This window comes from Bradyrhizobium guangdongense (assembly GCF_006483445.1).
Classification (GTDB): domain Bacteria; phylum Pseudomonadota; class Alphaproteobacteria; order Rhizobiales; family Xanthobacteraceae; genus Bradyrhizobium; species Bradyrhizobium guangdongense_A.
Window position 1 is genome coordinate 1 of sequence record NZ_PPPT01000001.1, and the last position, 16180, is coordinate 16180.

Genomic DNA, 16180 nt, shown 5'->3' on the forward strand with positions numbered 1-16180 from the left:
TGCGCCAGGCCTCGCGCACCAGCCGCTCGGCATTGGCGCGGTCGCCGCGCGCCAGCATCGCTCTCGCGAGCACGAAGCGGCCCTTGGCCGATAGGGGAGATTCGTTCTCGAACCACGACCATGCAGCGGATTCGTCGCGCTTGTCGTCCCACAATGCGGCCTCGAGCCGCCGGCGCATGAAAGTCTGCGACGGCCAGCTCGGATTGGCGGTGATGAAATTGCGATAGCGCTCGACGCTGACGCCGTTGCTCTCGCTGCGCAGGATGACCCATTCGGCAAGCTTGCGCGCCACGGGATCCGAGATCGTCGCCTCGACGTCGGTGGCCTCGCTCTGCCTGCGCTTGCCGACGAGCTCGAAGACGTTCTCGAGCGCGGCCTTGTCGGCCTGCGAGGTCGACGACGTCGCCGCAATTGCGGCCGGCGTCACCGGCTTGCGCGGCGTGGCATGCTGACGCGTGGCGGGCGCCAGGACGGGAGCCGCGAGCGGCTTGGCAGCGGGGGCAGCAGGTCTGACGGTGGCCGTTACGGCCGGTGCGGACTTGGGGGCCGGCGCGTTCGCGGTCGATCCTGATTTGGACGCCGCAGCCGTCGCAGGTTTTGGCTTGTCCTTCCTGGTGTCCTTGCCGGCATCCTTGGCAGGTTTCTTGGCGCCATCCTTGGCTGCGGCGGAAGCGGTTCCCTTGCTCGCGCCCTTGGCTGGTTCCTTGCCAGCGTCCTTGGCCGACCCTTTGGCCGATCCCTTCGTGTTGTCCTTGGCGGCGGGCTTTGCGGTGTCCTTTGCCGCTGTGTCTGGCGTCTCATTGGACTTGGCCAGGGCGGCGCAGCCGATCGACAGGCCTGCCATCAGGCACGCGACCAGACCGGCGGATCGCCATAGGGCAGGCGGAAAGGAGATCACGGCGTTACGTCGCCCCCGAATCAGTCAAGTGGCTCAAGACTTAGCTCTATTTGATTGAATATGCGGACAAAATACCAACAGCCGCTTACCGGCGCCGTGTTTGCACCATCACCGCGGCAAAATCGCGGCCTAAACGGTGCGTCATTCCGGGGCAGCCCTTTTACCAGCAGGACAGACCCGATATGAATGACGCTTGCTTTCAGGCCAGCATGCGTACGGAGGAAGTCCATGGCAGCCAAGACGAAATTCCGGGGGTCGTTCACCGCCTTGGTCACGCCGTTCAAAAACGGTTCGCTCGATGAAGGCGCCTTCCGGTCGCTGGTCAACTGGCAGATTTCCGAGGGCACCCACGGGCTGGTGCCGGTCGGCACCACAGGCGAGAGCCCGACGCTGAGCCATGATGAGCACAAGAAGGTCGTCGAATGGTGCATCGAAGAGGCCAAGGGCAAGGTGCCCGTGATCGCCGGCGCCGGATCGAACTCGACGCGCGAGGCCGTCGAATTGGCCGAGCATGCCGAGAAGGCGGGCGCCAACGCCGTGCTGGTCGTGACGCCGTACTACAACAAGCCGACCCAGGAAGGGCTCTACCAGCACTTCAAGGCGATCAACGATGCCATTGGTATTCCGATCATTATCTACAACATCCCCGGACGCTCGGTGATCGACATGTCGGTCGACACCATGAAGCGGCTGTGGGAGCTGAAGAACATCGCCGGCGTCAAGGACGCCACCGCCAGCATGGTGCGGGTGTCGCAGCAGCGCGCGGCGATGGGCGAGGACTTCAACCAGCTCTCCGGCGAGGACGCGACCATCATCGGTTACATGGCCCATGGCGGCCATGGCTGCATCTCCGTGACCTCGAACGTCGCGCCGCGCCTGTGCTCGGAATTCCACGCCGCCTGGCAGAAGGGCGACCACGCAACCGCCTTAAAGCTGCATGACAAGCTAATGCCGCTGCACAACAACCTTTTCATCGAGAGCAATCCGGCGCCGATCAAATATGCGATGTCGCTGCTCGGCAAGATGGACGAGACTTTGCGGCTGCCGATGGTGCCGGTCACCGAGCCGACACGCGTCGCGGTGCGTAGCGCCATGGTCCATGCGGGCCTGATCAACTGACGTCAAGCCGGGGGAGACGCCGTTCATGAGCGCTGTCGAGGACAAGGGCAGGAAGATGCTCACGGAGTTCCGTGAGTTTGCCATGAAGGGCAATGTCGTCGACCTTGCGGTCGGTGTCATCATCGGCGCGGCCTTCGGCGCTATCGTCACCTCGCTGGTCGGCGACGTGATCATGCCGCTGATCGGCGCCGTCACCGGCGGCCTCGACTTCTCCAACTACTTCACCGGCCTGTCGAAGGCCGTCACCGCCACCAACCTCGCCGACGCGAAAAAGCAAGGCGCGGTGTTGGCTTGGGGCAACTTCCTGACCTTGACGATCAACTTCATCATCGTCGCTTTCGTGCTGTTCCTGGTGATCCGCGCCATGAACACGCTGAAGCGCAAGGAGGAGGCAGCACCTGCCGCTCCGCCAAAGCCGTCGCGCGAGGTCGAACTGCTGACCGAGATCCGCGATCTCCTCAAGAAGTCTTGACGCGCGCACTTCATCCGAACTGTTAGCGTGCGCGCGCAAATGCTCAGGTTTTTCCGTTATGGCCGACAAGAACGAACGCCCCATCAAGGTCGTGGCGGAAAACCGCAAGGCGCGCTTCAACTACGCGATCGAGGACACGGTCGAGGCCGGCATCGCGCTGACCGGCACCGAGGTCAAGTCGATCCGCAACGGCAAGACAACGATCGCGGAGTCCTACGCCGATTCGAAAAACGGCGAGATCTGGCTGATCAATGCCAATATTCCCGAGTATCTCCAGGCCAACCGCTTCAATCACGAGCCGAAGCGGCCGCGCAAATTGCTGCTCCACCGCAAGCAGATCAACAAGCTGATCGGTGCCGTCGATCGCGAGGGCATGACGCTGATCCCGCTCAAGCTCTATTTCAACGAGCGCGGGCGCGCAAAGCTTCAGCTTGCGGTCGCCAAGGGCAAGAAGCTGCACGACAAGCGCGAGACCGCGAAGAAGCGCGACTGGGGTCGGGAAAAGGGCCGCCTGATGCGGGCGAGGGGATGATGCCGAGGGACAGGCAATGACTCAGCGCAACCTGCTCGAGGTCGACTGGAGCACGATCCCGGCGCCATCGGATGACGGCGGCGCGGCACATCTGAAGGGCATGTCGATCCCTCCGGTCAGCCTGCTCGCGACCAACGACACGTCGGTGAAGCTGTCGGCCCTGCGCGGCCGGACGGTGGTGTTCGCCTATCCGCGCACCGGTGAGCCCGGCAAGATCGCGCTGGTCGACGACTGGGACATGATCCCCGGTGCGCGCGGCTGCACGCCGCAGACCTGCGCCTTCCGCGATCTCTTTGCCGAGTTGAAGGCCGCCGGCGCCGCGCAGGTCTACGGCCTGTCGACCCAGAGCAACGAATACCAGACCGAGATGGCCTCGCGCCTGCATCTGCCGTTCCCGGTGCTCTCCGACGAAAAGCTCGAGATGACAAGCGCGCTGAAGCTGCCGACGATGGAGGTTGCAGGGCTCACGCTGATCAAGCGGCTCGCGCTGATCATCGACGACGCCCGCATCAGCCACGTGTTCTATCCGGTATTTCCTCCGGACCGGAACGCCGGCGACGTCCTGGACTGGCTGAAGGCCAATCCGGCCAAGGCTTAATCGAGGTCAGCTTTTATCTTCGCGAAGACCCTGCGGAACATGTCAGGCGTCAGCACGCCGGTGTTCGTGTTGTAGCGCGAGCAATGATAGCTGTCGTAGAGGCGGAACGCACCCGCCTGGTGGACCGCGCCATGGCCGAACGGCGCTTGCGCGGCCTTCAACTTCAGCGGCTTGAGCACGCTGTCGTGCGCAATCCGCCCCAACGCGACGATGGCGCGCAGGTTCGGCATCGTTTCCAGGTTCGCCACGAGGAACTGGCGGCAGGTGTTGATCTCCAGCGGCAGCGGCTTGTTCTGTGGCGGCACGCAGTGCACGGCATTGGCGATCCGGCAGTCCACCAGCTTCATTCCGTCGTCCGGTCGCGCCTGATAGACGCCCTTGGCAAAGCCGTATTCGATCAGCGTCGCGTAGAGCAAGTCGCCGGCATAGTCGCCCGTGAACGGCCGGCCCGTGCGGTTGGCGCCCTGCATGCCCGGCGCGAGCCCGACGATCAGCAGGCGCGCCTTGATATCGCCGAAGGGAGCAACTGGTGCATTGTGCCACAACGGCTCACGCGCCCGGTTTGCCTCGCGAAAGGCAACCAGGCGCGGGCAGAGCGGACAGTCACGGTCGGGGACGAGGGTGGGGGCGGGGGCCTTGCGGCCGGACCGGCCCGTCTCACTCCTCGAAGTCGTCATCGCCCCTCGGCGCCATCGTGGTCGCGCGCTGCAGGAACTGCGGCGCGTGATGACGCGGCTCACGCTCGCCGCGGTCGCGCGGGGCGGGGCGTTCGGACGGGTCGCGGCCAAGCTTGGACTGCAGCTCGACGAGGTCGGTGAAGACGTCGGCCTGGCGGCGCAGCTCGTCGGCGATCATCGGCGGCTGGCTGGCGATGGTCGAAATGACGGTCACCCGGACGCCGCGGCGCTGTACGGCCTCGACCAACGAGCGGAAGTCGCCGTCACCCGAGAACAGCACCATCTGGTCGATGTGCTCGGCGAGCTCCATGGCGTCGACCGCAAGCTCGATATCCATGTTGCCCTTGACCTTGCGGCGGCCGGAGGCGTCGATGAATTCCTTGGTTGCCTTGGTGACGACGGTGTAGCCGTTGTAGTCCAGCCAGTCGATCAGCGGACGGATCGAGGAGTATTCCTGGTCCTCGATGATGGCGGTGTAATAGAACGCGCGAAGGAGCGTCCCGCGGCTCTGAAATTCCTTCAGAAGGCGCTTGTAATCGATGTCGAAACCAAGGGTTTTCGCCGTGGCATACAGATTGGCCCCATCGATGAAGAGCGCGATCTTATTTGTTGGAGAAGGTGACATTCAGTTGCTCGCGTAGTGTCTGTGACAATCGTTTATTGTTGGCGCGGCGGCAGCACGCCGCGCAGATCAAAGTGCTGCCAGAACCCGTCGAACCCGTAAATCCGGAAAAGCCGGGGCAATAAAGGCATAGCTAAGGCGAGCGCCTGCCCGTCCGGGGTCGCCCGCCTTGGCACCCCCGAAAACGCCCGATCCCAGCCCCAATGTGGGGTTAGCAGAGCCGTTTGGCGAGGCCAAATCACAAAATGACCTTGCGTATTGGGCCCAGCCCCTATAACTAGCCCGCATCATCGACATATTTGATCCCACCCAGAGCGGAGCGACAGTCCATGGCTCGCGTCACCGTAGAAGATTGTATCGACAAGGTCGACAACCGGTTTGACTTGGTCCTGCTGGCCGCCCACCGCGCCCGCATGATCTCGTCAGGATCACAACTAACGGTTGACCGCGATAACGACAAGAACCCTGTTGTCTCTTTGCGCGAAATTGCCGACCAGACCATTTCGCCGGAGGACCTCCGCGAGGAGCTGGTCCATTCCCTGCAGAAATTTGTCGAGGTGGACGAGCCGGAGCCCGATACCGTGCCCCTGATCGGCTCGGCCGGCGCCAGCGTCGACGCCGACGACACCGAGGTCGCGGTCGAGCGCATGACCGAAGAGGAACTCCTCAAGGGTCTCGAAGGCCTGGCGCCGCCCGAGGAGCAGCCCGAGGAGGACGAGTAATCGTCCCATCTTGCTGAACGGCGATCATCGAATTTCACAAAGGCCCGGACCTAGGTTCGGGCCTTTGCTTTTGTTGACCTTTTCATGGTTACGATAGACTTGTGGGATGATGCGAAAGCTGTCTTCGATGTGATCGGACGACGGCAGGGTTGGCGTTAAGATGGATGCAACGGGCTGGCTTTCGGCCCGTTTGAAGGCAGGAATGCATGGTGTATCGGCGCCGGAAACAAACGCAGATGCAGGCCGCGACCGAATCGGTTGCCGTGGCCCCCACTGCACCGGCCGCGGCGCGGCCGCCGAAGCCGCGCGCCCGCATGATGCGTCAATATGACCTCGTCGAGCGCGTCAGGTCGTACAATCCCGCCACCAACGAAGACCTGCTGAACCGCGCCTATGTCTACGCCATGAAGGCGCATGGCTCGCAGACCCGAGCCTCCGGCGACCCGTATTTCTCGCACCCGCTCGAAGTGGCGGCGATTCTCACCGATCTGAAGCTGGACGATGCGACCATCGTCGCTGCGCTGCTGCACGACACGATCGAGGACACGGAGGCGACTCGCGCCGAGATCGATCAGATCTTTGGGCCCGAGATCGGCGCGCTGGTCGAGGGCCTGACCAAGCTGAAGCGACTCGAGCTGGTGTCGCGGGAGGCCAAGCAGGCCGAGAACCTGCGCAAGCTGCTGCTCGCGATCGCCGACGACGTCCGGGTTCTCCTGGTCAAGCTCGCCGATCGCCTGCACAACATGCGCACGCTGGAATTCGTGCCGACGGAATCGCGCCGCCGCATCGCCGAGGAGACGCTCGACATCTATGCGCCGCTTGCGGGGCGTATGGGCATGCAGGAGATGCGCGAGGAGCTGGAGGATTTGTCCTTCCGCACGCTGGATCCCGAAGCCTATGCGGTGGTGATGCAGCGGCTCGATGCGCTCGCCGAGCGCAACCGCAATTTGATCGGCGAGATCGAGGCCCAGCTCTCGAATAATCTGCGCCACCGCGGTTTGGGCGCGCGGGTCTACGGCCGGCGTAAAAAGCCGTTCTCGATCTGGACCAAGATGGAGCGCAAGTCCGTCGGCTTCGAGCAATTGTCCGACATCTTCGGGTTTCGCGTCGTCGTGAATGACGTCGAGGCCTGCTACCGCGCGCTCGGCATCGTCCACACGACCTGGCCGGTCGTGCCGGGGCGCTTCAAGGACTACATCTCGACGCCCAAGCAGAACGACTACCGCTCGATCCACACCACGGTGATCGGCCCCGGTAATCAGCGCGTCGAGTTGCAGATTCGCACCGAGGCGATGGACCAGATCGCCGAGCGCGGTATCGCCGCGCACGTCTTCTACAAGGAGGGGGTGGGCTCGCCGACCGAATTCCTCAAGCGCGAATCCAATGCCTTTGCCTGGCTGCGCCACACCATCGGCATCCTGTCGGAGAGCGCGAATCCCGAGGAGTTCCTCGAGCACACCAAGCTCGAGTTGTTCCACGACCAGGTGTTCTGCTTCACCCCGAAGGGCAAGCTGATCGCGCTGCCGCGCCACGCCAATGTGATCGACTTTGCCTATGCCGTGCACACCGACGTCGGCAACAGCGCGGTGGGCTGCAAGATCAACGGCAAGTTCGCGCCTTTGTCCTCGGAGCTCCAGAACGGCGACGAGGTCGAGGTCCTGACCTCCGAGGCGCAATCGGCGCCGCCCTCGGCCTGGGAATCGCTCGCGGTCACCGGCAAGGCGCGCGCTGCGATCCGCCGCGCGACGCGCACCGCCGTGCGCGACCAATATGCCGGGCTCGGCCGGCGTATCGTCGAGCGCCTGTTCGAGCGTGCCAAGATCGACTACGCCGACGACAAGCTGAAGGGCGCGCTGCCACGGCTCGCGCGCACCTCGATCGAGGACGTCATGGCGGCGGTCGGTCGCGGCGAGATCAAGGCCTCCGACGTCGCGCGCGCCATGTATCCCGACTACCGGGAAGAGCGCGTTGCGCGCTACGGCGTGAAGAAGGGGCTGGCGGCAAAAATCAAGGAGAAGGTGATCCCGGAGCCCAAGAAGGGCCCGCCGGCGATCCCGATCCGCGGCATCAACTCAGACCTGCCGGTGAAATTCGCCCCGAACGGCGGCGCCGTGCCCGGCGACCGCATCGTCGGCATCGTCACGCCGGGCGAGGGAATCACCATCTATCCGATCCAGTCGCCCGCCCTGAAGGATTTCGAGGAGGAGCCGGAACGTTGGCTCGACGTACGCTGGGACATCGAGGACTCCGCGCCGCAGCGCTTCCCGGCCCGCATCAGGGTCGAGAACGTCAACGAGCCCGGCGCGCTGGCGCAGATCGCGACCGTCATCGCCGAGCATGACGGCAATATCGACAACATCAGTATGCAGCGCCGTTCGCCCGACTTCACGGAGACCACGATCGATCTCGAGGTCTACGATTTGAAGCACCTGAGCGCGATCCTGGCTCAGTTGCGTGCGAAGGCGGTCGTCGCCCGCGTTGAACGTGTTAATGGATAGGCGCACACCTCGCCTGTTCCCGGATTCGTGAGTCCCGACCATGCCCGCAACTCCGCTTCGCCTCGGCGTCAATGTCGATCATGTCGCGACCCTGCGTAACGCGCGGGGCGGGCGCAATCCGGATCCGGTGCGTGCGGCGCTGATTGCGATCGAGGCCGGCGCCGACGGCATCACCGCGCATCTGCGCGAGGACCGCAGGCATATCCGCGACGAGGACATGGCGCGGCTGAAGGCCGAGATTTCCAAGCCGCTGAATTTCGAGATGGCGGCGACCGACGACATGATGCGAATCTCGCTCGCCACCAAGCCGCATGCGGTCTGTCTGGTGCCGGAGCGCCGGCAGGAAGTCACCACCGAAGGCGGCCTCGACGTGGTCGGCCAGCACAATGCGCTCGCGCCCTACATCGCGCGGCTGAACGATGCCGGCATAAGGGTGTCGCTGTTCATCGCTGCCGACCCCGCGCAGATCGAGATGGCGGCGCGGCTGCGCGCGCCGGTCATCGAGATCCACACCGGTGCCTGGTGCGATGCCGTCGTCGATGGGCACGCCGAGAAGGCCGAAGCCGAGTGGCAGCGGATCATCGCGGGCGCAAAGCTGGCGAAAGCCGCAGGCCTGGAGGTCCATGCCGGACACGGACTCGACTATGCGACGGCGGAGAAGATCGCCGGCCTGCCTGAGATCATGGAGCTCAACATCGGCTACTTCATGATGGGTGAGGCGCTATTTGTCGGGCTCGCCGAGACCGTCCGCAGCATGCGCGCGGCTATGGATCGCGGCCGGAGCCGGGCATGATCATCGGCATCGGCTCCGACCTGATCGACATCACCCGCGTCGCCAAGGTGATCGAGCGACACGGCGAACGCTTCCTCGACCGCATCTTCACGCAGGCCGAGCGGGCCAAGGCCGAGCGGCGTGCCAAGAACGAGAAGATGGTGGTAGCGACCTATGCCAAGCGCTTCGCCGCCAAGGAGGCCTGCTCCAAGGCGCTGGGCACCGGCATCCGGCGCGGGGTCTGGTGGCGGGACATGGGCGTGGTCAACCTGCCGGGGGGGCGGCCGACCATGCAACTGACCGGCGGGGCGCTGGCTCGGCTTCAGGCGCTGACGCCTGACGGCTTCGAGGCCCGGATCGACCTGTCGATCACCGACGACTGGCCGCTGGCGCAGGCCTTCGTCATCATTTCCGCCGTTCCGCAGGCGAAGCCCTGAGCGCAAACGTCTGCAATTAAAATAACTAAGTAATATCAATGGTTTGTAGAATTTTGATGAAGCGCTTCGTTGCGCGGCCGCCGACAACCGTCTAAAAGTCCGCGGCGTCAGATCTTTAAGGGCGAATTCGGCTTTACGCCGGAATTGGCCCTCACTATCAGAATCAGGACAATCTCTTGCGCCGCGAAGCGACGGGGCTGAGCGCGGGCAGAGGGCATTCTGCGAGCGCCGGCCGGAACTGGGAAAGCAATGAGCGTGACTTCGGAACCCAAATCTGAGAGCGGCATCGGCGAAACCATCCGCGTCGTGATTCATGCGCTCCTGATCGCGCTGGTGATCCGCACCTTCCTGTTCCAGCCGTTCAACATTCCCTCCGGCTCGATGAAGGCGACGCTGCTGGTCGGCGACTATCTGTTCGTCTCGAAATACTCCTACGGCTACAGCCACTACTCGATTCCGTTCTCGCCGCCGCTGTTCTCCGGTCGCATCTGGGGCTCGGATCCGAACCGCGGCGACATCGTGGTGTTCCGTCTGCCGAAGGATGACACCACCGACTACATCAAGCGGGTGATCGGGCTGCCGGGCGACCGCGTCCAGATGCGGGAGGGGTTGCTTTACATCAACGACGTGCCCGTGCAGCGCGAGCGCCTCAGCGACTTCATCGGCGAAGACCCGTGCGGGTCGGACGCGACGGCGCGGGTGAAGCGCTGGAAGGAGACGCTGCCGAACGGCGTGTCGTACGAGACGCTCGACTGCGTCGACAACGGCTTCTACGACAACACCAACGTCTACACGGTTCCGGCCGGCCATTTCTTCATGATGGGCGACAACCGCGACAATTCCACCGACAGCCGCGTGCAGTCGCAGGTCGGCTACGTGCCGCAGGAAAACCTGATCGGTCGCGCTCAAATGATCTTTTTCTCCATCGCTGAGGGTGAACACGCCTGGATGTTCTGGCGCTGGCCGGTGGCGGTGCGCTGGGCCCGGCTGTTCAAAATCGTCCGATGAAAGACGAAGCCAAGGACATCGCGACCCAACCGATCGCTGTTGAAGCGAACCCTGAAGGCGGGGCCGCTCCCAAAACGCCCGCAAAGAAGAAGCGGGCCAGGGGTGCAGCCAAGGCCAAGGGCGCGACGGCGGCGGTCGAGGCGCGCATCGGCCACGCCTTTGCCGATCCGAATCTCTTGACCCAGGCGATCACGCACGTCTCGGCGCTCAAGTCCGGACGCAAGCGCGGCGACAGCTATCAGCGGCTCGAATTCCTCGGCGACCACGTGCTCGGGCTCGTCGTCTCCGACATGCTCTACGTTGCCTTCCCGAACGCGGACGAAGGCGAGCTGTCGAAGCGGCTCGCCGAGCTCGTGCGCAAGGAGAGCTGCGCCGACGTTGCGAAGTCGCTCGGCCTGCTCGACGACATCAAGCTCGGCTCGGTCGGCGCGAGCGCGGACGCGCGTCTGCGCAAATCGGTGCTCGGCGACATCTGCGAAGCCGTGATCGGCGCCGTCTATCTCGACGGTGGTTACACAGCGGCGGCCGAGTTCGTCAAACGCAACTGGACCGAGCGCATGCACAAGCCGCGGCGGCCGCTGCGCGATCCCAAGACCGTGCTGCAGGAATGGGCGCAGGGGAAGGGGCTGCCGACGCCGGTTTACCGCGAGGTGGAGCGCACCGGGCCGCATCACGACCCGCAGTTCCGTGTCGCCGTCGACCTGCCGGGGCTGGTTTCGGCCGAAGGCGTCGGCGGCAGCAAGCGCGCCGCTGAGAAGGTTGCGGCGTCGGTCATGATTGAACGCGAAGGCGTTGGCGGCGGCAATGACGGCTGAAACCAGCGGCGGCACGCCCGTCGAAACGCGCTGCGGCTTCGTGGCGCTGATCGGCGCCCCCAATGTCGGCAAGTCGACGCTGGTCAACGCCCTGGTCGGTGCCAAGGTCACGATCGTCTCGAAGAAGGTGCAGACGACGCGCGCGCTGATCCGCGGCATCGTCATCGAGAACAACGCGCAGATCATCCTGGTCGATACGCCCGGCATCTTCCTGCCCAAGCGCCGGCTCGACCGCGCCATGGTGTCGACGGCCTGGAGCGGGGCGCATGACGCCGATCTTGTCTGCGTGCTCATTGATGCCAAGTCCGGCCTCGACGAGGAGGCGGACGCGATCCTCAACAAGGTCGCAAGCGTCGGTCACGAGAAGATTTTGGTGCTGAACAAGGTCGACCTGGTCCAGCGCGAAAAGCTCTTGGCGCTGGCGCAGGCTGCGAACGAGCGTATCAAGTTCGCAAAGACCTTCATGATTTCCGCGCTCTCGGGCGACGGCGTCGACGACATCAGGAAGGCGCTGGCCGAGATGGTGCCGGCAGGTCCCTTCCTCTATCCCGAGGACCAGATGTCGGACGCACCGATGCGGCAGTTGGCGGCCGAGATCACCCGCGAGAAGATCTATCAGAAGTTGCACCAGGAATTGCCCTACCAGTCCACGGTCGAAACCGAGAAGTGGGAGGAGCGCAAGGACAAGTCCGTCCGGATCGAGCAAACGATCTATGTCGAGCGCGAGAGCCAGCGCAAGATCGTGCTCGGCAAGGGCGGTGCCACCATCAAGTCGATCGGCGCGGACTCGCGCAGGGAGCTCACTGACATCCTCGGTGTTCCCGTACATCTGTTCCTGTTCGTCAAGGTGCGCGAGAACTGGGGCGACGATCCCGACCGCTACCGCGAGATGGGCCTCGAGTTTCCCAAAGAATGATTAGCAATGATGAGGGGTTGAGCGGTCTCCGATGAACGTGCCCCGCAACGTCCTGTATTTCGAAGTGCTGATGTACGCATCGCTGATGCTGGACGCGCTCTCCGTTGCGTTCGAGGACCGGACGCCGACGCGGGAGCGGACCGAGCAGGCGATCATGACGGGTACGCTGCTCAGCGCCGTGATGATCATGGTGTTCGTCTACGTGGTCTGGCTCGCGTCGCAGCGGCGCAAGAACTGGGCGCGCTGGGTGCTGGCGGTGGCGCTGGCGCTCTCGGTGCCTTCGCTCGGCGTGCGGATCAACGAGGTCGGCCTCGCGCTCGACAGCGCCATCGAGATCGTATCCTGCGTGGTGACCGCGGTCGGGCTCTATGCGTCCTTTACGGGCGATGCGAAGGGCTGGTTCAACGCGTGAACTGGGCGGTGTGATCAAATTGGTGGGCACGCTTCGCTTTGCCCACCCTACGGCACCGCGAAATGCGGTAGGCTCCGTGCCATGGAATGGACCGACGAAGGCATCGTGCTGGGGGTGCGGCGGCATGGCGAGAGTAGCGCCATCGTCGAGCTGCTGACGCGCGAGCATGGCCGGCATCTCGGTCTCGTGCGCGGCGGTGCCGGATCGCGGATGCGGCCGTTGCTGCAGCCCGGCAACAGCGTGAGTGCGGTGTGGCGAGCGCGGCTCGACGAGCATCTCGGCACCTACGCGATCGAAGGCTTGCGGCTGCGCGCCGCGACCCTGCTGACGTCGTCGCACGGGGTTTACGGCGTGACGCATCTTGCCGCGGTCGCGCGATTGCTGCCGGAGCGGGATCCGCACGAGGACATCTTTGCGCTGCTCGAATATGCGCTCGACGATTTTGACGACATCGGTGCCGCCGCCGCGCACCTGATCCGCTTCGAGCTCGCGATGCTCGCCGAGCTCGGTTTCGGGCTCGACCTGGAGAATTGCGCGGCGACAGGCGAGACCACGGAGCTGATCTATGTCTCGCCGAAATCTGGCGGCGCGGTCTCGCGCGGCGCGGGCGATGCCTGGCGCGACCGGCTGTTGCGGTTGCCGGCGTTCCTGCGCCAGGGCGAGGACTACGGCGAGGGCTGGTCGGACGCCGACTTGCTGGACGGATTTCAGCTCACGGGTCATTTCCTGCTCCGCCATGTGCTGGAGCCCCGTGGCCAGGGCCATTCCGATGCGCGGGCGGGGTTCATCAATGCGCTGATTCGGCGGCAGGCGAAGGCTGTGATCACATCGTCATGAGCTGGCCGGGATTCTGCCCTGCCGAATAAGGGTGGTCTCAGCCGGAACCAAATCACGCTAACAACGTTGGCCGGACAGGTTCCAAACCGGGGACAGCCTAAATGTTGATCAGAGGATTTGTGGTGTCGGCCGCGCTGCTGGCGTTGGCTCCGGATGCGGCATTTGCAGGAGAGCAGCCGGGTCTGGTCCGCCGCGCTTCGTGCACCGTCGTCAGGTACTACGTCGCCAAATATTCCGCTGCGGCCGCAGAGACATGGGCGCGCGCCCATGGCGCGACGGAGGCCGAGATCGAGGCCGCGCGCCGTTGTGTGGCCAATGCGCCGGCTGCACCGGTCAAGACCCAGCCGCCCGTAACCGCCGGCTGGGCCGGCTAAGAGCCACTCACAGGGAACCAATCGCTCCTTGCCCGATTCGCTTCCACGGTTTAACCGGGCGGCATGGGAAAACGACTGATTCCGCCGGAGAAGCCGGCTGAAATTCACGAGGTGCCGCTGCGGGACGCGCTCGAGGAGCGCTATCTCGCCTATGCGCTCTCCACCATCATGCACCGCGCGCTGCCCGATGCGCGCGACGGTCTGAAGCCGGTGCACCGGCGCATCCTTTATGGCATGCGCCTGCTCAGGCTCGACCCCGGCTCGGGTTTCAAGAAGTCCGCAAAGATCGTCGGCGACGTGATGGGCTCGTTCCATCCGCATGGCGACCAGGCGATCTACGACGCCATGGTGCGTCTCGCGCAGGATTTCTCCTCGCGCTATCCGCTGGTCGACGGCCAGGGCAATTTTGGCAATATCGACGGCGATAACCCGGCCGCCTACCGTTACACCGAAGCGCGCATGACCGATGTCGCGCGGCTGCTGCTCGACGGCATCGACGAGGACGGTGTCGAGTTCCGTCCCAACTACGACGGCCAGTCGAAAGAGCCGATCGTGCTGCCCGGCGGCTTCCCGAACCTGCTCGCCAATGGCGCGCAGGGCATCGCGGTCGGTATGGCGACCTCGATCCCGCCGCACAACGCCGCTGAGCTCTGCGAGGCCGCGCTGCATCTGATCGAGAAGCCGGACGCCAAGTCCAAGGCGCTGCTGAAATGGGTCAAGGGCCCGGACTTCCCGACCGGCGGCATCGTCGTCGATTCCAAGCAGGCGATCGCGGAGGCCTACACCACCGGTCGCGGCTCGTTCCGTGTCCGCTCCCGGTGGGAGCAGGAGGAGGGCGCGCGCGGCACCTGGGTCGTCGTGGTGACCGAGATTCCGTGGCTGGTGCAGAAGTCGCGGATTGTCGAGAAGATCGCCGAGCTGCTGGACCAGAAGAAGCTGCCGCTGGTCGGCGATATCAGAGACGAGTCCGCCGAAGACGTCCGTCTCGTCATCGAGCCGAAGTCGAAGAACGTCGATCCCGCTCTGATGATGGAATCGCTGTTCCGGCTCACCGAGCTCGAAAGCAAGATTCCGCTGAACCTGAACGTGCTGCTCAAGGGCCGCATCCCCAAGGTGGTGGGGCTCGCGGAGTGCCTGCGCGAATGGCTCGACCATCTCCGCGACGTGCTGATCCGCCGCTCCAAATTCCGCAAGGGCGAGATCGAGCATCGGCTCGAGGTCCTCGGCGGCCATCTGGTCGCCTATCTCAACCTCGACAAGGTGATCAAGATCATCCGCACCGAGGACGAGCCGAAACCGGCGCTGATCAAGGCGTTCAAGCTTACCGAGGTCCAGGCGGAAGCCATCCTCAACATGCGCTTGCGCAATCTGCGCAGGCTCGAGGAAATGGAGATCCGCAACGAAGACCGGGATCTGCGCAAGGAGCTGAAGGGCATCGAAGGCCTGCTCGCCTCGGAGCCCGAGCAGTGGAAAAAGGTCGCCGAGCAGGTCGGCAAGGTCCGCGACATGTTCGGACCGAAGACGCCGCTCGGCAAGCGCCGCACCACGTTTGCAGATGCGCCCGAGCACGACCTTGCGGCGATCGAGGAGGCCTTTGTCGAGCGCGAGCCGGTCACCGTCGTCGTCTCCGACAAGGGCTGGATCCGGACCATGAAGGGCCATGTCGAGGATCTCTCGGGGCTGGCCTTCAAGCAGGACGACAGGCTCGGTTTTGCGTTCTTCGCCGAGACGACCTCGAAACTGCTGATGTTTGCCACCAACGGCAAGTTCTACACGCTCGATGTTGCAAAGCTGCCGGGCGGCCGCGGTCATGGCGAGCCGATCCGCCTGTTCATCGACATGGAGCAGGAGGCCGCGCCCGTCGCGCTGTTCGTCAACAAGGGCGGACGCAAATTCCTGGTCGCCAGCACCGAGGGCCAGGGTTTCGTGGTCAACGAGGACGACTGCGTCGGCACGACGAAAAAGGGCAAGCAGGTCCTCAACGTCGAGATGCCGAACGAGGCGCGCACGGTGACCGAGGTGGTCGGTGACACCGTCGCGGTCATCGGCGAGAACCGCAAGATGCTGATCTTCCCGCTCGACCAGGTGCCGGAGATGGCGCGCGGGCGCGGCGTGCGCCTGCAGAAGTACAAGGATGGCGGCCTGTCCGACGTCGCCGTGTTCGAGGCCAAGGCGGGGCTGACCTGGAAGGATTCCGCCGGCCGCGAGTTCTCGGCGACCATGAAGGAGCTCGCGGAGTGGCAGGGCACCCGCGCCGACGCCGGCCGCCTGCCGCCGAAGGGTTTTCCGAAGTCGAACAAGTTCGGGCGCGTGATCGAGTAGGGCCTGCAGAGGACGAGACTCCGTGTTCTCGCGGCTTGTCTCGCCCGAGCTATGCTTGGTTGCTTCCCTCTCAATCAGAGAGGGCGCAGGGAAGACCGGGTGCCGGCTGGCACCCCTGGCTCGCTGTGCGACAGGCTGCGCGTGCAACA

General features: G+C 64.4%; 17 protein-coding genes and 1 pseudogene. 15 read left to right on the plus strand and 3 right to left on the minus strand.

The genetic code is table 11. The features are described from left to right. Positions 1 to 844: pseudogene (locus C2U70_RS00005) on the minus strand (lytic transglycosylase domain-containing protein); the annotation flags it as partial. A 282-nt stretch (positions 845 to 1126) separates the two neighbouring features. On the opposite strand from C2U70_RS00005, the gene dapA reads away from it, so the two are divergent. From dapA to C2U70_RS00025, 4 genes are read left to right on the plus strand one after another with little or no spacing between them, the layout of a single operon-like run. Continuing rightward, on the plus strand, positions 1127 to 2017 hold the full coding sequence (gene dapA / locus C2U70_RS00010) for a 4-hydroxy-tetrahydrodipicolinate synthase (protein ID WP_140975810.1): 891 nt from the start codon (positions 1127 to 1129) through the stop codon (positions 2015 to 2017). Positions 2018 to 2072: 55 nt separating this feature from the next. Next, positions 2073 to 2489 (plus strand): large conductance mechanosensitive channel protein MscL, encoded by a 417-nt coding sequence (gene mscL, locus C2U70_RS00015; RefSeq protein WP_186293969.1) that lies wholly within the window; start codon positions 2073 to 2075, stop codon positions 2487 to 2489. A 58-nt stretch (positions 2490 to 2547) separates the two neighbouring features. Beyond that, positions 2548 to 3021 carry an SsrA-binding protein SmpB gene (smpB, locus tag C2U70_RS00020; protein WP_140975812.1) on the plus strand — a complete coding sequence of 158 codons (474 nt, stop codon included), beginning with the start codon at positions 2548 to 2550 and terminating at the stop codon, positions 3019 to 3021. Positions 3022 to 3037: 16 nt separating this feature from the next. Further along, complete coding sequence (locus C2U70_RS00025; RefSeq protein WP_140975813.1) at positions 3038 to 3619, plus strand: peroxiredoxin; 582 nt, start codon at positions 3038 to 3040, stop codon at positions 3617 to 3619. Here C2U70_RS00025 and C2U70_RS00030 read toward each other — a convergent pair. Further along, positions 3616 to 4296, minus strand: coding sequence for a uracil-DNA glycosylase (locus tag C2U70_RS00030; protein WP_140975814.1), 681 nt, complete (start codon positions 4294 to 4296; stop codon positions 3616 to 3618). The two genes, C2U70_RS00025 and C2U70_RS00030, sit on opposite strands and share 4 nt — an antisense overlap. Beyond that, a complete protein-coding gene (locus tag C2U70_RS00035; RefSeq protein ID WP_140975815.1) occupies positions 4277 to 4921 on the minus strand; it encodes an NYN domain-containing protein in 645 nt (214 codons plus the stop codon). The genes C2U70_RS00030 and C2U70_RS00035 overlap by 20 nt, the downstream gene beginning before the upstream one ends. Before the next feature lie 326 nt (positions 4922 to 5247). Here C2U70_RS00035 and rpoZ point away from each other — a divergent pair, with 326 nt between their 5' ends. The 11 genes from rpoZ (at position 5248) to parC (ending at position 16031) form a co-directional block, all read left to right on the plus strand. Next, positions 5248 to 5640, plus strand: a complete 393-nt coding sequence (gene rpoZ / locus C2U70_RS00040; RefSeq protein ID WP_027522935.1) for a DNA-directed RNA polymerase subunit omega — start codon at positions 5248 to 5250, stop codon at positions 5638 to 5640. Between the two features lie 206 nt (positions 5641 to 5846). Continuing rightward, the gene (locus C2U70_RS00045; protein ID WP_140975816.1) at positions 5847 to 8138 is read left to right on the plus strand and encodes a RelA/SpoT family protein; all 2292 of its coding nucleotides are present in this window, start codon (positions 5847 to 5849) and stop codon (positions 8136 to 8138) included. 40 nt (positions 8139 to 8178) lie between these two features. Beyond that, positions 8179 to 8931: a pyridoxine 5'-phosphate synthase gene (locus C2U70_RS00050; RefSeq protein ID WP_140975817.1), complete on the plus strand. Its 753-nt coding sequence runs from the start codon at positions 8179 to 8181 to the stop codon at positions 8929 to 8931. Then, entirely contained in the window at positions 8928 to 9347 is a 420-nt protein-coding gene (gene acpS, locus C2U70_RS00055) for a holo-ACP synthase (protein WP_140975818.1), read from the plus strand. Before C2U70_RS00050 ends, acpS begins: the two co-directional genes overlap by 4 nt. Before the next feature lie 249 nt (positions 9348 to 9596). Next, entirely contained in the window at positions 9597 to 10355 is a 759-nt protein-coding gene (gene lepB / locus C2U70_RS00060) for a signal peptidase I (protein WP_140975819.1), read from the plus strand. Continuing rightward, on the plus strand, positions 10352 to 11170 hold the full coding sequence (rnc, locus tag C2U70_RS00065) for a ribonuclease III (RefSeq protein ID WP_140975820.1): 819 nt from the start codon (positions 10352 to 10354) through the stop codon (positions 11168 to 11170). Before lepB ends, rnc begins: the two co-directional genes overlap by 4 nt. Continuing rightward, on the plus strand, positions 11160 to 12086 hold the full coding sequence (gene era, locus C2U70_RS00070; protein ID WP_140975821.1) for a GTPase Era: 927 nt from the start codon (positions 11160 to 11162) through the stop codon (positions 12084 to 12086). The genes rnc and era overlap by 11 nt, the downstream gene beginning before the upstream one ends. Before the next feature lie 31 nt (positions 12087 to 12117). After that, a complete protein-coding gene (locus C2U70_RS00075; RefSeq protein ID WP_140975822.1) occupies positions 12118 to 12498 on the plus strand; it encodes a hypothetical protein in 381 nt (126 codons plus the stop codon). An 81-nt stretch (positions 12499 to 12579) separates the two neighbouring features. Beyond that, entirely contained in the window at positions 12580 to 13335 is a 756-nt protein-coding gene (recO, locus tag C2U70_RS00080; RefSeq protein ID WP_140975823.1) for a DNA repair protein RecO, read from the plus strand. Between the two features lie 101 nt (positions 13336 to 13436). After that, positions 13437 to 13709 carry a hypothetical protein gene (locus C2U70_RS00085; protein ID WP_140975824.1) on the plus strand — a complete coding sequence of 91 codons (273 nt, stop codon included), beginning with the start codon at positions 13437 to 13439 and terminating at the stop codon, positions 13707 to 13709. 63 nt (positions 13710 to 13772) lie between these two features. Further along, positions 13773 to 16031 (plus strand): DNA topoisomerase IV subunit A, encoded by a 2259-nt coding sequence (gene parC, locus C2U70_RS00090; protein ID WP_140975825.1) that lies wholly within the window; start codon positions 13773 to 13775, stop codon positions 16029 to 16031. Positions 16032 to 16180 lie beyond the last annotated feature (149 nt).

What these genes read in the sequence shown, in the direction of transcription:
- C2U70_RS00050 (WP_140975817.1), top strand. Translation starts at nt 8,179, where the DNA reads ATGCCCGCAACTCCGCTTCGCCTCGGCGTCAATGTCGATCATGTCGCG.
- dapA (WP_140975810.1), top strand. Translation starts at nt 1,127, where the DNA reads ATGGCAGCCAAGACGAAATTCCGGGGGTCGTTCACCGCCTTGGTCACG.
- rpoZ (WP_027522935.1), top strand. Translation starts at nt 5,248, where the DNA reads ATGGCTCGCGTCACCGTAGAAGATTGTATCGACAAGGTCGACAACCGG.
- lepB (WP_140975819.1), top strand. Translation starts at nt 9,597, where the DNA reads ATGAGCGTGACTTCGGAACCCAAATCTGAGAGCGGCATCGGCGAAACC.
- mscL (WP_186293969.1), top strand. Translation starts at nt 2,073, where the DNA reads ATGCTCACGGAGTTCCGTGAGTTTGCCATGAAGGGCAATGTCGTCGAC.
- acpS (WP_140975818.1), top strand. Translation starts at nt 8,928, where the DNA reads ATGATCATCGGCATCGGCTCCGACCTGATCGACATCACCCGCGTCGCC.
- C2U70_RS00035 (WP_140975815.1), bottom strand. Translation starts at nt 4,921, where the DNA reads ATGTCACCTTCTCCAACAAATAAGATCGCGCTCTTCATCGATGGGGCC.
- rnc (WP_140975820.1), top strand. Translation starts at nt 10,352, where the DNA reads ATGAAAGACGAAGCCAAGGACATCGCGACCCAACCGATCGCTGTTGAA.
- C2U70_RS00045 (WP_140975816.1), top strand. Translation starts at nt 5,847, where the DNA reads ATGGTGTATCGGCGCCGGAAACAAACGCAGATGCAGGCCGCGACCGAA.
- smpB (WP_140975812.1), top strand. Translation starts at nt 2,548, where the DNA reads ATGGCCGACAAGAACGAACGCCCCATCAAGGTCGTGGCGGAAAACCGC.
- C2U70_RS00025 (WP_140975813.1), top strand. Translation starts at nt 3,038, where the DNA reads ATGACTCAGCGCAACCTGCTCGAGGTCGACTGGAGCACGATCCCGGCG.
- C2U70_RS00085 (WP_140975824.1), top strand. Translation starts at nt 13,437, where the DNA reads ATGTTGATCAGAGGATTTGTGGTGTCGGCCGCGCTGCTGGCGTTGGCT.
- C2U70_RS00030 (WP_140975814.1), bottom strand. Translation starts at nt 4,296, where the DNA reads ATGACGACTTCGAGGAGTGAGACGGGCCGGTCCGGCCGCAAGGCCCCC.
- era (WP_140975821.1), top strand. Translation starts at nt 11,160, where the DNA reads ATGACGGCTGAAACCAGCGGCGGCACGCCCGTCGAAACGCGCTGCGGC.
- recO (WP_140975823.1), top strand. Translation starts at nt 12,580, where the DNA reads ATGGAATGGACCGACGAAGGCATCGTGCTGGGGGTGCGGCGGCATGGC.
- C2U70_RS00075 (WP_140975822.1), top strand. Translation starts at nt 12,118, where the DNA reads ATGAACGTGCCCCGCAACGTCCTGTATTTCGAAGTGCTGATGTACGCA.
- parC (WP_140975825.1), top strand. Translation starts at nt 13,773, where the DNA reads ATGGGAAAACGACTGATTCCGCCGGAGAAGCCGGCTGAAATTCACGAG.